At 65.4% G+C, this 13351-nt stretch carries 16 protein-coding genes; 7 read left to right on the forward strand and 9 right to left on the reverse strand.

What is annotated here, in order from left to right; all coding sequences use genetic code 11:
* Nucleotides 1-19: 19 nt before the first annotated feature.
* From RMO95_RS01530 to RMO95_RS01560, 7 genes are all read left to right on the forward strand, one after another.
* Nucleotides 20-457, forward strand: coding sequence for an LIC_13387 family protein (locus tag RMO95_RS01530; RefSeq protein ID WP_310448820.1), 438 nt, complete (start codon nucleotides 20-22; stop codon nucleotides 455-457).
* Nucleotides 454-1002 (forward strand): cysteine hydrolase family protein, encoded by a 549-nt coding sequence (locus tag RMO95_RS01535; RefSeq protein ID WP_310448821.1) that lies wholly within the window; start codon nucleotides 454-456, stop codon nucleotides 1000-1002. Before RMO95_RS01530 ends, RMO95_RS01535 begins: the two co-directional genes overlap by 4 nt.
* Nucleotides 1003-1059: 57 nt before the next feature.
* On the forward strand, nucleotides 1060-1683 hold the full coding sequence (gene pssA, locus RMO95_RS01540) for a CDP-diacylglycerol--serine O-phosphatidyltransferase (RefSeq protein WP_310448822.1): 624 nt from the start codon (nucleotides 1060-1062) through the stop codon (nucleotides 1681-1683).
* 63 nt (nucleotides 1684-1746) lie between these two features.
* On the forward strand, nucleotides 1747-2538 hold the full coding sequence (locus RMO95_RS01545) for a hypothetical protein (protein ID WP_310448823.1): 792 nt from the start codon (nucleotides 1747-1749) through the stop codon (nucleotides 2536-2538).
* Between the two features lie 56 nt (nucleotides 2539-2594).
* The gene (locus tag RMO95_RS01550; RefSeq protein ID WP_310448824.1) at nucleotides 2595-3065 is read left to right on the forward strand and encodes an OsmC family protein; all 471 of its coding nucleotides are present in this window, start codon (nucleotides 2595-2597) and stop codon (nucleotides 3063-3065) included.
* A gap of 42 nt (nucleotides 3066-3107) precedes the next feature.
* Nucleotides 3108-3512 (forward strand): DUF2784 domain-containing protein, encoded by a 405-nt coding sequence (locus tag RMO95_RS01555; protein ID WP_310448825.1) that lies wholly within the window; start codon nucleotides 3108-3110, stop codon nucleotides 3510-3512.
* A gap of 130 nt (nucleotides 3513-3642) precedes the next feature.
* Nucleotides 3643-4281: a bacteriohemerythrin gene (locus RMO95_RS01560; RefSeq protein WP_310448826.1), complete on the forward strand. Its 639-nt coding sequence runs from the start codon at nucleotides 3643-3645 to the stop codon at nucleotides 4279-4281.
* Here RMO95_RS01560 and RMO95_RS01565 read toward each other — a convergent pair.
* The 9 genes from RMO95_RS01565 to RMO95_RS01605 all read right to left on the reverse strand — a co-directional run bounded on the left by RMO95_RS01565 (nucleotide 4278) and on the right by RMO95_RS01605 (nucleotide 13343).
* Nucleotides 4278-5198 (reverse strand): alpha/beta hydrolase, encoded by a 921-nt coding sequence (locus tag RMO95_RS01565; protein WP_310448827.1) that lies wholly within the window; start codon nucleotides 5196-5198, stop codon nucleotides 4278-4280. The genes RMO95_RS01560 and RMO95_RS01565 overlap by 4 nt on opposite strands.
* A 152-nt stretch (nucleotides 5199-5350) precedes the next feature.
* A complete protein-coding gene (locus RMO95_RS01570) occupies nucleotides 5351-6163 on the reverse strand; it encodes a crotonase/enoyl-CoA hydratase family protein (RefSeq protein ID WP_310448828.1) in 813 nt (270 codons plus the stop codon).
* A gap of 11 nt (nucleotides 6164-6174) precedes the next feature.
* Nucleotides 6175-7770: a class I adenylate-forming enzyme family protein gene (locus tag RMO95_RS01575; RefSeq protein WP_310448829.1), complete on the reverse strand. Its 1596-nt coding sequence runs from the start codon at nucleotides 7768-7770 to the stop codon at nucleotides 6175-6177.
* Nucleotides 7770-8252: a MaoC family dehydratase gene (locus RMO95_RS01580; RefSeq protein ID WP_310448830.1), complete on the reverse strand. Its 483-nt coding sequence runs from the start codon at nucleotides 8250-8252 to the stop codon at nucleotides 7770-7772. Before RMO95_RS01580 ends, RMO95_RS01575 begins: the two co-directional genes overlap by 1 nt.
* 18 nt (nucleotides 8253-8270) lie before the next feature.
* Nucleotides 8271-9002, reverse strand: coding sequence for a 2-phosphosulfolactate phosphatase (locus RMO95_RS01585; protein WP_310448831.1), 732 nt, complete (start codon nucleotides 9000-9002; stop codon nucleotides 8271-8273).
* A 7-nt stretch (nucleotides 9003-9009) separates the two neighbouring features.
* Complete coding sequence (locus RMO95_RS01590) at nucleotides 9010-9462, reverse strand: PaaI family thioesterase (protein WP_310448832.1); 453 nt, start codon at nucleotides 9460-9462, stop codon at nucleotides 9010-9012.
* Nucleotides 9459-10241: an enoyl-CoA hydratase gene (locus RMO95_RS01595; protein ID WP_310448833.1), complete on the reverse strand. Its 783-nt coding sequence runs from the start codon at nucleotides 10239-10241 to the stop codon at nucleotides 9459-9461. The genes RMO95_RS01590 and RMO95_RS01595 overlap by 4 nt, the downstream gene beginning before the upstream one ends.
* Before the next feature lie 178 nt (nucleotides 10242-10419).
* Nucleotides 10420-12216 (reverse strand): acyl-CoA dehydrogenase, encoded by a 1797-nt coding sequence (locus RMO95_RS01600; RefSeq protein ID WP_310448834.1) that lies wholly within the window; start codon nucleotides 12214-12216, stop codon nucleotides 10420-10422.
* Nucleotides 12217-12218: 2 nt separating this feature from the next.
* The gene (locus RMO95_RS01605) at nucleotides 12219-13343 is read right to left on the reverse strand and encodes an acyl-CoA dehydrogenase family protein (RefSeq protein WP_310448835.1); all 1125 of its coding nucleotides are present in this window, start codon (nucleotides 13341-13343) and stop codon (nucleotides 12219-12221) included.
* Nucleotides 13344-13351: the final 8 nt, after the last annotated feature.

The following is a 13351-nucleotide window of genomic DNA, read 5'->3' on the forward strand; positions in this document are numbered from 1 at the left end:
GTCGCGAGGAGAGACGCACATGATCACAATTGCATCGGCGCTGCTGGCTGCGAGCTCAGCCATCGTCCTGCTGCTCGGCCTGGCCCATCTCCTGCTCACATTTCGCGGGCCGCAGCTGCATCCGCGGGACTCCGCGCTGGAAGCGGGAATGAAGCAAGTCTCCCCCGTACTCACGCGCCAGACGACGATGTGGAAAGCCTGGGTCGGCTTCAACGCGAGCCACAGCAATGGCGCCATCCTCTTCGGCCTGGTGTATGGCTATCTGGCACTGGCCCATGCTTCCTTCCTGTTCCAGTCGCGCTTCCTGCTGCTGGTGGGGCTGGCCATGCTGGTCGGCTATGTCTTCCTTGCCAAACTCTATTGGTTCAGCATTCCGTTGCGCGGCATCGCGCTGGCGACAGCGCTGTATTTCGCCGCACTGGTGGTCAATCAGGCATCGACAGGAGGTCTTCAATGAGTACGGCACTGCTGGTTATCGACATTCAGAACGATTACTTTCCGGGCGGCGCCATGGAGCTGGTGGGCAGCGCCGAAGCCGGCGCCCGGGCCGGGAAGCTGCTCGAAGCCTTCCGTGGCAAGGGCTTGCCGGTGATTCACGTCCAGCATATTTCGACGCGTCCCGGCGCCAGCTTCTTCGTGCCCGGAACCAGCGGCGTTGAAATTCATCCATCGGTGTCGCCGCAGACGGGCGAAACCATCATTCAGAAAAACTTCCCCAACAGCTTCCGCGGTACGCCTTTGCTGCAGCATCTGCGCGACAAGGACATTACCCGTCTGGTCGTTGCCGGCATGATGACCCAGATGTGCGTCGATTCCACCGTGCGTGCCGCGGCCGACCTCGGCTTCGAATGCCTGCTGGCACATGACGCCTGCGCGACCAAGGACTTGTCCTTCGGCGGCGTGACGGTTCCCGCCGCGAGCGTGCACGCCGCCTTCCTCGCGGCGCTCAGCGGGCTGTTCGCCCGAGTGCAGGCCGTCGATGAGGTGCGCGGCGGGCTCTAGTCTTTCGCCCGGAGCCGGTACCGTCACCACCCGCTGCGGTGGCGTATCCTGTCCGCCATGACGCTACCTGGATTCAAGAAATCCTTCTCGATGATTCGGGAGTTCCACCTGGCCGACTGGTTCACGCTGGGCAACGCGGTCTGCGGCATGGGGGCGCTGTTTTCGGTGATGACCTACCTGCAGACGGGCGAGGTCATGCATGTCTACTTCGCCTGCGGCATGGTGTTGGCGGCTTTTATTTTCGATGTCCTCGATGGACGGATTGCGCGCTGGCGACAGCAGACGTCTGCGATGGGCCGCGAGCTTGATTCCCTCGCTGATGTCATTTCCTTCGGCGTGGCGCCGGCGGCGATCGCTTACGGTTGTGGCATGCAGGGTCTGTACGACCGGATCGTGCTGGTCTATTTCGTCGCCTGCGGCGTATCTCGCCTGGCGCGCTACAACATTACGGCCGAGTCGCTGTCCGTCGGCGGCAAGGTGAAGTACTTCGAGGGCACGCCCATCCCGACGTCGCTGCTGCTGGTTGCACTGCTGTTCGTCGCGGCCTTGCAGGGTGGGTTGCGCGAGTCGCTCTGGTTCGGCGTGGTCGAAATCGCCGGCTTCATGTTCCATCCGCTGGTTTTGGTTTTCGCGGTTTCCGGCTCGCTGATGGTCAGTCGCATACGCGTCCCAAAGTTCTGAGTCGGCGCCAAGCGCCGGATGGCGTGATATCTTCCGGGCATTTCCCCCGACAGGAGCAATCCTATGCCTTGCATGCCCAAGCTGATGCTGACCTTCCTGTGTGCGTCGCTGCTGCCGACGATGGGCCTGGCCCAGGTCGAAGTCAAGGAGATCGGCACGCGACCCGGCGTCACGCTTCGCTTCGTCTATGCCAGGGCGGAAAATCCCGTCGCCAGCGCGGTGCTGTTCCAGGGCGGCGGCGGCAATATCGGCATCTTTCCCAATGGCTCCATGCGCAACGAGAACTTCCTTTCCGGCGGTGCGCAGCGCTTCGTCCGCAACGGCATCAGCGTGGTGATCCCGGACGTGCCCTCGGATCGGCGCAGCCTCGACGAGTTCCGCGATGGCGCCGAGCATGCGCAGGACAATGCGGCGCTGATCGAATTCCTCAGGCAACAGGCCAAGGTTCCGGTATGGGCGGTCGGCACCAGCAACGGCTCGCTGTCGGCTGCGGCGGCCTCGACCCATCTGAAAGACAAAGGCCCGGACGGTCTGGTGCTGACCTCGTCGGTCACCAAGGCGCCGTTTGCGGCATTGCATCTGGTCAGCCTGGCGCCGCTGCGTGAAATCAAGGTGCCGGTGCTGGTGGTGCATCACAAGCAGGACGGTTGCAGGTTTACGCCCTGGGACGCCATGCCGGAACTGGTCGCCGCATTCAAGGCGGCAAAAAAAGTCGACCTGATGCCGGTGGAAGGCGGCAGGGAGGGCGGCAACCCCTGCCACAGCGGCTACCATCAGTTCCTTGGCATCGAAGCGGCCGTGACGGACGACATCGCGGCCTGGATCAAGCGCTACCAGGCGGAAGCCGGGCGCTGACATGGCGCTTAGCGTCAGCGAGCCGCAGCCAGGACCGAAACGAACGGAGCCATCCTATGCCTCACGACCACCGTTACGCCACCCGCACCGAATGGACCGGCAACCTGGGTGAGGGTAGCGCCAGCTACCGCGCCTACTCGCGTGAGCACGTGATTTCGGCGCCGGGCAAGCCGGACCTGCCCGGCTCGTCCGATGCGGCCTTCCGCGGCGATGCGTCGCGCTGGAATCCCGAGGATCTACTGGTCGCCTCGCTGTCGTCCTGCCACATGTTGTGGTATCTGCACCTCTGCGCCGAGGCGAAGATCGTGGTGCTGGCCTACCGCGACGATGCGCAGGGAACGATGGTCGAGGACGCCGGCGGCGGGCGCTTTACCGAAGCGGTGCTGCGGCCGGTGGCGACGCTGGCGGCGGGTGCCGACGCGGCGCGGGCGACGGCGCTGCACGAAGAGGCGCACCGCCAGTGCTTCATCGCCAATTCGGTGAGTTTTCCGGTGCGCGTCGAGCCGATCGTGCTGGTCGCGGACTGAGCGGTCAGGGCGGGTCGCCTCGAAACCGGAGCCTGTCTGCGCATGATCGAACGCATCGCGGCAGACCTCGTCGTTGTCCTGCACCTGGCCTTCATTCTTTTCGTCGGCCTCGGCGCCCTGCTGTCGCTGCGCTGGAAAGCGGCCGCCTGGCTGCACCTGCCCGCGCTCGCCTGGGGCGTGGCCATCGAGTTAACCCACGGCGTCTGTCCGCTGACGCCGATCGAGCAGCGGCTGCGGGTGGCAGCGGGAGACGCGGGCTACTCGGGCAGCTTCATCGGGCACTACCTGCTGCCGCTGATCTATCCGACCGGGCTGGATGAACGGTCCCAGTACGCGCTCGGCATTGTGCTGATCATCTTCAATCTGGCTGTGTACGCCTGGGTGCTGTTGCGTCGTTCGGCTCGCGGACCCGGCAAGTCGCGGGGCCAGCGGGGCCAGCGGCTTTGACCATCCGGCGATGGCGTAGTAGGCTTGCCTGCAGTCGCCCACCTGTGGTTCGGGGCCGGGAGACGGGGCCTACAATAAAATCGGCCGACGGCATCGGGCAAGGCGCCAGTCGGGCAACAGGAGATTGAAATTGCATATCATCGAGTGGACCAGCGACTTTGCGCTCGGCATCGACGAGATCGACGAGCAGCATCGCGCCCTGGTCGGCATGATCAACGCGCTCGATTCGAGCACGCATGAGAAATACAGTCCGGAAAAAATGCGCAAGTTGCTGGCCGACCTGAGCGACTACGTGCGGGACCACTTCGGTTTCGAGGAACGCCTGATGGCCGGCAGTGGCTGCACCCAGGAGTTTGTCACGCGGCATTGCGGCGAGCACGCCTATTTCCGCAGCGTGCTGAGGGATCTGACCTCGGACTTCGAAAGCGGACGGCGCAGCATCACCGTTCCCCTGATCGAATACCTGGTGCATTGGCTGTTGCACCACATCGCGGTGGTCGACCGGGCGATGGCGCACCAGCTCAATGCCACGGAGCCCGAACTCGGTGCTCGCGTGGCGGCGGCACTGATGCAGGAAGTCACCGACGACCTGACCGAATCGGAACGGCACCTGCTCGCCGAACTGCGCCGTGCCAATGACCAGGTCGAACTGCAGGTGCAGGAACGCACGCGGGCCTTGAGCGAGAAAAACCGCCAGTTGGAAGCGGAACTGCGCGAACTGAAGGCGCAGGTCGAACGACTGAGCGCGCAGCGGATCGCGGGCGGCTAGGCCTTTTCGGCAGGGGCTGTATTGCCTTCCTGAAGAAACTCGCGGATTGCCGCGCTGACCCGTCGCGGCTGTTCGTGGATCACCCAGTGGCTGCCTTCGGCAATGCGCCGGATGCGCAGGTCGGGGACGACTTCTTCGAGGCCTTCGAGCAGCACGGTGCCCAGCGCGGTATCGGCCTCGCCCCAGATCACCAGCGTTGGCACGCGCACCGTGAGCGCCGCGCAATCGAGCTTGAGCGCCGCGGCGCCGGGATCTTCCGGTGTCGGTGGATAGAGCGGCGAGGCGCGGTAGAGATTCAGCGCGCAGGTCAGCGCGCCGGGCCGGGCCCAGGCTTCCAGATACAGCGGGATTTCGTCGTCGGTCAGCGCGCAATGGCCGTCGGCCGTGCGGCTGAACATCTTCAGCAGGCGCTCGTAGTTGTTGGCTTGCAGCACGCGCTCGGCCTTGGCGTGGCGCAGCAGCAGCATGTAATTGCTGGCTTCCTGCTGTACCGGGTCGCTGGCCAGTGCACGGGCGAAGGGTACGGTGTGCGGCGCGTTGATGATGACCAGCTTGTTCACATACTGCGGGTAGGCGGCGGCGAAGGTCCAGGCGATCGCGCCGCCCCAGTCGTGGGCGACCAGGATGCAGGACTTGTCCTCCTTGCCGGCCTGCAGGTGCTCGATCAGCTGCTTCAGGTCTTCCAGCAGCGGCTTGTGACGATAGGCCGCGACGCCCTCGGGCTTGTCGGAAAGATTGTGGCCGCGCAGGTCGAAGGCCACGGCGCGGTGGTCCTTGCCGAATTCTTCGAGCTGGCTTTTCCACGCATACCAGAACTCGGGAAAACCATGGACGAAGAGCATCAGCGGTGCGTCGGCCGCGCCCTCGGATACGCAGTGCAGGCGAATCCCGTTGACCGGAGCGAAGAAGTGTTCCATGCGGCTCATAGGTTGTGAAGAAATCGTAGCGAGCGGGCCGCAGCGGGGTGCGGCCGGAGCGCAGCTACCGGAATGTACGTTTCTGTACATGAGGATAGCGAGCACCGCCCAAGCCCCGATCCGGCACGCGCAGTAGATTTATTCATAAGCTATCAGTCTTTGAACACCGGATTGCGCTTCTGCATGGCAGCCGCGCCGGCTTCGAACAAGTCCTTCGACAACAGCATCGCGGCATTCCAGGTGGCGATGTAGTTCAAGCCGTCGGCCACGCTATGGTCGCGGCCGTAGGTGATCATTTCCTTGCAGCCGCGGATGGCCAGCGGCGACTTGGCGGCGATGGTTCGCGCGATTTCCATGACGCCGGCTTCGAGCGCCTCGGGGGTTTCGAAGCAGCGGTTGACCAGGTGAACTTTCTGCGCTTCGATGCCGTCCACCTTGCGGCCGGTGTAGGCCAGTTCGCGCGCCATGCCTTCGCCGATCAGGCGCGGCAGGCGCTGCAGGGTGCCGACATCGGCCGTCATGCCGACGTCGATTTCCTTGACCGCGAACCAGGCATTGGACGAGCAGTAGCGCATGTCGCAGGCCGTGACCAGGTCGATGCCGCCGCCGATGCAGGCGCCGTTTACGGCGGCCAGCACCGGCTTGCGGCAGCGTTCGATGGAGGTCAGGGTGTCCTGCAGGCGCAGGATCAGGCGGCGCAGCTTTTCGTGGCGGCGGCCGTCGTCTTCGTCCTCGATCTTGGCGCCGAGACTCATCAAGAGCGAGAGGTCTATCCCTGATGTGAAGTACTTGCCGCGCCCGGTGAGGACGCCGACGCGGGCTTCGGGTGTTTCATCCAGCCATTGCATGGCCTGTTCGATTTCGTACCACATCGGCTCGCTCATCGCATTGGCCTTGTCCGGCCGGTTCAGCGCGATGGTGGCCACATTGGCGTCGAGCGAGACTGCGAGGGTGCTGAATTCCATGGCGCTTCCTTTCAGAGGTCGGCGGGCGGGACGAAGGTGTCGCGCAGTTCGCGTTTCAATACCTTGCCGATGGCGCTGCGCGGCAGGGCGTCGACGATCTCGACGGCGGCGAGGCGCTGGGTCTTGCCGAGGCGCTGGTTGGCCCATTCGCGAATCTCGGTTGCCATATCCGGTAGGAGCGAGCTTGCTCGCGATGGCGGGTGTTTCGCGAGCAAGCTCGCTCCTACGACGACAAAAGCCACCGGCGTTTCGCCCCAGCGCTCCGAGGCGACGCCGACCACGGCCGCCTCGCTGACAGACGGATGCTGGATCAGCACGGCTTCGAGGTCGCTCGGATAGACGTTGAAGCCGCCCGAAATGACCATGTCCTTCTTGCGATCCATCAGGGTCAGGAAGCCGTCGGCATCGAAGCTGCCGACGTCGCCGGTGCGGATGAAGCGCTTGCCGTCGGGCGCGTACCACTCGGCCTCGCGGGTCTTCTCGGGCTGGCGATGGTAGCCGCTCATCATGGCCGGCGAATGGCCCACCACTTCACCGATCTCGCCGCGGGCGACTTCACGGCCGGCTTCGTCGATCAGGCGGATGTCGTGGCCTTCGGCCGGCGCGCCGACCGTGGCGAGCTTGTCCGGGTGTTCGTGGGCGGCGAGGATGCAGGTGCCGCCGCCTTCGGTCATGCCGTAGTACTCGACCAGGCCGCCGGGCCAGCGCCTGAGGATGTCGGCCTTGAGCGCCGCCGCGAAGGGCGCGCTGGTGCATAGCTTCATGCGGAAGCATGAGAGGTCGTGACGATCGAAATCCGGGTGGGTCATCAGGCGCTGGTACTGCACGGGCACCAGCATGGTGTGGGTGGCGCGGTGCTGCTCGGCCAGCGCCAGGTACTTCGCGGCGTCGAACTTCGCCATCAGCACCACGCTGCCGCCCAGCGTAACAGTGGGGAAGAAGCTGACCAGCGTGGTGTTGGAGTAGAGCGGGGTCGCGATCAGGGTCACGGCATCGGGTCCATAGCCCTGCAGGCGTGCACGCTGGATGTGGGACCAGCGCATGCCGTGCGGCTGGACGATGCCCTTGGGTGCGCCCGTGGTGCCCGAGGAATAGATGATGTTGAAGGGCCAGTCGGGGCGGATGGTCACTTGTTTCGGCACGCTGCCGGCCGGCATCAGCCAGCGCGAAAAGGCTATGCCGTCGGCGCTGTCGTCGAGCGCGACGAAGTGCGCCGCGATGTCGCCGCGCAGGGCAGCCAGTTCCTGCGCGGTCGCGGCGTCGACGAACAGCAGTTTTGCGTCGGCATTTGCCGCCATGTCGGCCAGGCTTTGCGCGGTCGAGGAGGGCGCCAGCGGCGCCACGGCGACGCCGGCGCGCAAGGCGCCGAGGAACACCGCGGCGTATTCGAGCGAGGTGGCGGCGCAGATCGCCACGGCCTCGGTGGGGCGGATGCCTTCGCGCTGCAGCGTGGCGGCGACGCGATCCATCATCGCGTCGAGCGTGGCAAAGGAAACCTGACGTGCGTCCTGGATCAGCGCCGGATGGTCGGGGCGCGCCAGCGCGTGCTCGTGTATCAGTTCGGCGTAGGTGCCGAAGGGCTGCTCGATCGCTTCGGCGGGACTCATTATTCCTTCGGTGCCCCCGGGTTGCGCCGCCGATACATGCCGTAGCCCTCCATCTGCATGACTTCCTCGTTGTTCTGGTTCAGCACCTCGGTGCGCACGCGCAGCAGGCCGACGTGGGGCTTGCTGTCCATCGGCCGCGCTTCGAGCACCACCGAACGCACATGCAGGGTGTCGCCGGGGCGTACCGGCTTCAGCCAGCGGATGTTCTCCAGGCCCGGCGAACCGAGGCTGGCCGATTCAAGGATGTAGCCGTCGCACATCATGCGCATGGCCATGGCGCAGGTATGCCAGCCGCTGGCGCACAGCCCGCCGAACAGGCTGTTTTTGCCGCCTTCCTCGGAGAGGTGGAATGGCTGGGGATCGAATTTGCCGGCGAAGTCGATGATCTCCTCGGCGCTTACCGTCATGTTGCCGAATTCGCTGACCTTGCCGACGGGAAAATCTTCCCAGTAGTACTTGTAGGTTTTCTGTGGGGCGTTCATGTTTGACCTTGTTTGGGTTTACACGGGGCGTAGCGCACCGTCCTGCAGCAGCGGCACCACGTCAAAACAGCTTTCCTGCGCGGCGAAGGCGACTTCGGCATCGAGCCGGCGCGCCAGCATCATGCGCCCGACACGGGCGCGGCGCAGGGCGTCGAGGCCGTCGCAATGGTCGTGCAGCAGTTCCGCGGCGAGCGCGGCATCGGAATAGTCGGCGCTGGCCGCGTTGGCCAATAAGCGGTGACGAAACAAGGACACCAGGTAGCCGGCGCCGTAGAAGTCTTCCAGATTGAAGTTGTCGGCCGAGCCCGAGCAGACGATCAGGATGGTGCTGTCCGGATGCTGCTTGACGATGTGCTCAACCACGGCGCGGCCGTTGAGCAGGGCCGCGGCATAGACGTGGGCGGCGCCCTGCGACTTGGCCAGCGCCACGGTGCCGTTGGTGGTGCAGTAGATCAGCAGGCGGCCACTGACGCCTTCGGCCAGCAGGGCCTTCGGTGTCGGATGGACAAAGCCGGGCAGGGTGTCGGCATTGAGTTCGCCGGAGAGCACGTAGGAACCGGCGGGAAACTCCTTGGCCGCTTCCTGCGCGGCGCGGCCGTCGAGGGTCGGGATGACTTCCGTGGCGCCGTGGGCCAGCGCCGTGACGATGGACGAGGTGGCGAACAGGATGTCGAGCACCACCACCACCTTGCCTTCGAGGCGCTGGGCGTCGAGTTCTTCCTTTTTCAGGAGTACATGGATTTTCTGCATGTCGTCTTCAGCCGTCCGGTTGCTCGCGCGGCGTGGCGGGCTTCATCAGGGCGAAGACGCCGGTGCCGGTCATGATGGTGCGCTCTCCGGTCCGCAGCGTGCAGCTGGCATAGGCCAGGCGGCCGCCCATGCGGTCGATGTCGACATGGGCCTCGACCCAGTCGCCGGGCTCGGCGGCGGTGATGAAGTTGGTGGTGAGGCTGACCGTGACGATGGGCTGCGGCGGCTCGCGCGAACTGGAAACGACGATGCCCAGCGCCGTGTCCACCATGGTGACGAGAAAGCCGCCGTGGGCGATGTGGCGGATGTTGGTGTGGCGGTCCTCGATGCGGATGGCGAGAACGATCTGGCCGTTCTCGCCTTTCGTTTCGTCGATCCGGTAGTACCAGGGGCCGAGGCTGGTCAGGTAGCCGCCGCCGCGCTTGAGCGGCTTGAAGCCATCGGGGATGTCGGTGCTCATGTCTTGTGTCCGTGGATTTTGGTGGGGTCGGGTGGGCGTTTTTCGAGGAAGGCGGCGAAGATTTCCTTCGCGGCCGGAGCGGCAACCAGGTCGGAGAAGAAGACCACCTCTTCGTCCATGGCCTCGCGCGCGCTGCGCTCTGGCGGACGCTTCATCAGCGCCTTGGTCACGGCCAGGGATTGCGCCGGCCGCGCGGCGAGTTTGCGTGCCGCGGCCATGGCGGTTTCCATCAAGGCTGCGGCCGGCACAACGCGATTGACGAAGCCCGCAGCGCAGGCCATCGCGGCGTCGAAGGGTTCGCCCAGCAGCAGCAGTTCGGCCGCGCGCTGGTGGCCGGCGACGCGCGGCAGCAGCAGGCTGGAACCAGCCTCGGGACACAGCGCGAGATTGACGAAGGGCAGTTGGAATTTCGAGTTGTCGGCCGCATAGACCAGGTCGCAATGCAGCAGCAGCGTCGTGCCGATGCCCACCGCATTGCCGGCGACGGCGGCGACCAGCGGCTTTTCGAAGGCCGACAGCAGGTGCAGGAAGGGAATCGCCGCGCTGGGGTCATTGGCCTTGCGCTGCAGGAAGTCGGTCAGGTCGTTGCCGGCGGTGAACAGATCGTCCTGGCCGCGAAGCAGCACAGCCCGGACATGGGGCTGTTCGCGGGCGCGGCTGAGCGCCGCGCTCATGGCGCGGTACATGTCGCCGGTGATGGCGTTCTTCTTGTCGCGGCGGCTGATCTCGATGCTGACGATGCCGTCGCTGTCGCTGACGAGGATGTTGGGGTGGCTCATGATGTTCCGTCGAAGATATGTCGTTGGGCGAACTGTAGGGCGGACTGTAGGGCGGACTTCAGTCCGCCATCCACGCCCGGCCGGCTGAAGCCGGCCCTACACCGCCATCCACGCTGGCCGGCTGAAGCCGGCCCTACAAGGTTTGCGGAAAGGTTTGCAGAATATCCGAAGCTGCGCACTAGAAGCTCTCCGGCTTCATGTTCAGGGTGGTGTCGTCGAGGCTGCGCAGCAGTTCATGCCACTGGCGGGTCTTGGGCAGTTCCCAGCGATAGAACCAACGGCAGGCCGCCAGTTTGCCACGATAGAAGTCCGCATCGGCGGCGATGCCGTCGGCCACGCCGCGCTGTGCCGCCAGCGCCTGGCGCAGCCAGATCCAGGCGATCACCGTATGGCCGAAGGCTTCGAGGAAGAGCACGGCATTGGCCAGCGCCAGCGTCGGATTTGTCGCCAGCACGGGGCCGAGGGCCTGCAGCGTGGCTGCGACGTCGCCCAGCGCCGCGTCGAGTTCGGCGGCGTAGCCCGCAAGCGTGGCGTCGCGTAGCGCCTCGGCGATGGTCTGCTGTGCCTCGCGGACGAACAGCTTCATCGCCGCGCCGCCGTTCATCACCGCCTTGCGTCCGAGCAGGTCCAGCGCCTGGATGCCATGGGTGCCTTCGTGGATCGGATTGAGCCGGTTGTCGCGGTAGAACTGCTCGACCGGGTATTCGCGCGTGTAGCCGTAGCCGCCGTGAATCTGGATCGCCAGGCTGTTGGCTTCGAGGCACCACTGCGAGGGCCAGGACTTGGCGATCGGCGTCAGCAGGTCGAGCAGCAATGACGCCTCCATCTTCGCCGTGTCCCCAGCACCAACTCTCTGTTCATCGACCAGCCGCGCGCAATACAGGCACAGCCCGTAACCGCCCTCGACGTAGGCCTTCTGCGCCAGCAGCATGCGCCGCACGTCGGCGTGCTCGATGATCTTCACTTGCGGTTCGGCCGGATTCTTGTTGTTCGGCGCGCGGCCCTGCGGGCGTTCGCGGGCGTAGTCGAGCGAGGCCAGGTAGCCGCGGTAGCCGAGCATCACGGCACCCATGCCGACGCCGATGCGCGCCTCGTTCATCATGTGGAACATGTAGGACAGGCCCCGGTGCGCCTCGCCCACCAGTTCGCCGACGCACTGGTTCTGCTCGCCGAAGGAGAGCATGGTCGAGGTGGTGCCGCGGTAGCCCATCTTGTGGATCAGGCCGGCCAGGTTGACGTCGTTTCTTTGCCCGAGCGTGCCGTCGTCATTGACGCGAAACTTGGGCACGATGAACAGCGAGATGCCCTTGACGCCCGGCGGCCCGCCGGGAATCTTGGCCAGCACCAGATGCACGATGTTTTCCGAGAGCTCGTGGTCGCCGCCGGAAATGAATATCTTGTTGCCGCGCAGCGAATACGTGCCGTCCGCATTCGGCGTCGCGGTGGTGGTGATGTCGGACAGGCTCGACCCGGCCTGAGGCTCGGTCAGCGCCATGGTGCCGAAGAAGCGGCCTGCCAGCAGCGGCGCCAGGTATTTCTCTTTCTGCGCCTCGCTGCCGAAGCGGTGGATGACGTTGGCGTTGCCGATGGTGAGGAAGGGATAGGCCGCGGTGCCGACGTTGGCGCTCTTGAACAGCGAGAACGCCGCCTGGGTCATGACTACCGGCAGCTGCATGCCGCCGCGTTCGAAGTCGTGCGCGGCGGCGATGAAGCCGGCCTCGCTGAAAGCCTTCAGCGCCTCCTTGACCTCGGGAATCATGCTCACACTGCGGCCGTCGAAGGTCGGCTCGTTGGCGTCGGCCTTGTGGTTGTGCGGCGCGAACTTTTCCGTGGCCATCGCCTCGGCCGTGTCGAGCACGGCGAGGAAGGTTTCCTTGCTGTGCTCGGCGTAGCGTGGGCGGGCGGTCAGGCTTTCGGTATCGAGGACTTCGAAGAGCTGGAATTCCAGGTCGCGGCGATTGATGATTCCAGCCATTTTCAAGCGGCCAGAAGCGTGTCGCTGAAGCGGCCGAGATGGTAGTCCGTGTCGCCGAAGCTCAGGCCGATCACCGTCAGGCGCTTGAAATAATGGCCGACGTTGAGTTCATCGACCACGCCCATGCCGCCGTGCAGCTGCACCGCCTGCTGGCCGACCAGGCGGGCCTGGGCGCCGATGTAGGCCCGCGCGGCGGCTACGGCGCGGCTGCGCTCTGCCGCATCGGTCGAGTCGACCCGCACCGCAGCGAGCGTGGCCATGGAGCGGGCCTGCTCGGTAGCGATCACCATGTCGGCCATGCGGTGCTGCAGCGCCTGGAACTTGCCGATAGGCACGCCGAACTGCTTGCGTGTCTTCAGGTATTCCAGCGTGACTTCATTGAGCGCCGACATGATGCCGACGGCTTCGGCGCAGAGTGCGGCATTGGCATAGTCGACAGCGCGCTCGATGACCGGCAGCGCATCGCCGGCCGTGCCGAGCAGCGCCTCGGCGCCGAGCTTGACGCCGGCCAGTTTCACGTCGGCGGCGCGGGCGCCGTCCTGCGTCGGATAGGCGCGCAAGCTGACGCCTGGAGCCTTGGCGTCGACCAGGAACAGCGATATTCCCGTGCCATTCCGCGCCGAGACGATCAGTTTATCGGCCGATGGGGCACCGAGCACCACGACCTTGGCGCCGTCGAGCCGCCAGCCGCCGCCCACGGCTGTGGCGGTGGTGGCGACCCGGTCGAGCGCATATCGGCCGCCGGCTTCGTAGTGCGCCAGCGCCAGCATCAGTTCGCCGCCGGCAATCGCCGGCAACAGTTCTTCCTTCTGCGCGGCGCTGCCGGCATCGCGGATCAGCCCGCCGCAGAGCACGACGGTCGAGACATAGGGTTCCAGCGCCAGGCCGCGGCCGAGCATTTCCATGACCAGCATGCTGTCGACGGCATTGCCGTTGAGGCCGCCGAAATCTTCGTGAAAAGGCAGGGCGAGGATGCCGAAATCGGCGAAGGTCTTCCATGCCGCGCGATCGAAGCCGTCGGCGGACTTCGCCAGCGCGCGGCGGTGCTCGAAGGGGTAGTCCTTGGCAATGAAGCGGCGCAGGGTGTCCTGCAGGGCGAGTTGTTCTTCGGTGTAGTTGAAGTCCATGAAGTCGT

It is taken from the genome of Sulfuritalea sp. (assembly GCF_031426875.1).
Classification (GTDB): domain Bacteria; phylum Pseudomonadota; class Gammaproteobacteria; order Burkholderiales; family Rhodocyclaceae; genus Sulfuritalea.

What these genes read in the sequence shown, in the direction of transcription:
- RMO95_RS01530 (WP_310448820.1), top strand. Translation starts at nt 20, where the DNA reads ATGATCACAATTGCATCGGCGCTGCTGGCTGCGAGCTCAGCCATCGTC.
- RMO95_RS01535 (WP_310448821.1), top strand. Translation starts at nt 454, where the DNA reads ATGAGTACGGCACTGCTGGTTATCGACATTCAGAACGATTACTTTCCG.
- pssA (WP_310448822.1), top strand. Translation starts at nt 1,060, where the DNA reads ATGACGCTACCTGGATTCAAGAAATCCTTCTCGATGATTCGGGAGTTC.
- RMO95_RS01545 (WP_310448823.1), top strand. Translation starts at nt 1,747, where the DNA reads ATGCCTTGCATGCCCAAGCTGATGCTGACCTTCCTGTGTGCGTCGCTG.
- RMO95_RS01550 (WP_310448824.1), top strand. Translation starts at nt 2,595, where the DNA reads ATGCCTCACGACCACCGTTACGCCACCCGCACCGAATGGACCGGCAAC.
- RMO95_RS01555 (WP_310448825.1), top strand. Translation starts at nt 3,108, where the DNA reads ATGATCGAACGCATCGCGGCAGACCTCGTCGTTGTCCTGCACCTGGCC.
- RMO95_RS01565 (WP_310448827.1), bottom strand. Translation starts at nt 5,198, where the DNA reads ATGGAACACTTCTTCGCTCCGGTCAACGGGATTCGCCTGCACTGCGTA.
- RMO95_RS01570 (WP_310448828.1), bottom strand. Translation starts at nt 6,163, where the DNA reads ATGGAATTCAGCACCCTCGCAGTCTCGCTCGACGCCAATGTGGCCACC.
- RMO95_RS01575 (WP_310448829.1), bottom strand. Translation starts at nt 7,770, where the DNA reads ATGAGTCCCGCCGAAGCGATCGAGCAGCCCTTCGGCACCTACGCCGAA.
- RMO95_RS01580 (WP_310448830.1), bottom strand. Translation starts at nt 8,252, where the DNA reads ATGAACGCCCCACAGAAAACCTACAAGTACTACTGGGAAGATTTTCCC.
- RMO95_RS01585 (WP_310448831.1), bottom strand. Translation starts at nt 9,002, where the DNA reads ATGCAGAAAATCCATGTACTCCTGAAAAAGGAAGAACTCGACGCCCAG.
- RMO95_RS01590 (WP_310448832.1), bottom strand. Translation starts at nt 9,462, where the DNA reads ATGAGCACCGACATCCCCGATGGCTTCAAGCCGCTCAAGCGCGGCGGC.
- RMO95_RS01595 (WP_310448833.1), bottom strand. Translation starts at nt 10,241, where the DNA reads ATGAGCCACCCCAACATCCTCGTCAGCGACAGCGACGGCATCGTCAGC.
- RMO95_RS01600 (WP_310448834.1), bottom strand. Translation starts at nt 12,216, where the DNA reads ATGGCTGGAATCATCAATCGCCGCGACCTGGAATTCCAGCTCTTCGAA.
- RMO95_RS01605 (WP_310448835.1), bottom strand. Translation starts at nt 13,343, where the DNA reads ATGGACTTCAACTACACCGAAGAACAACTCGCCCTGCAGGACACCCTG.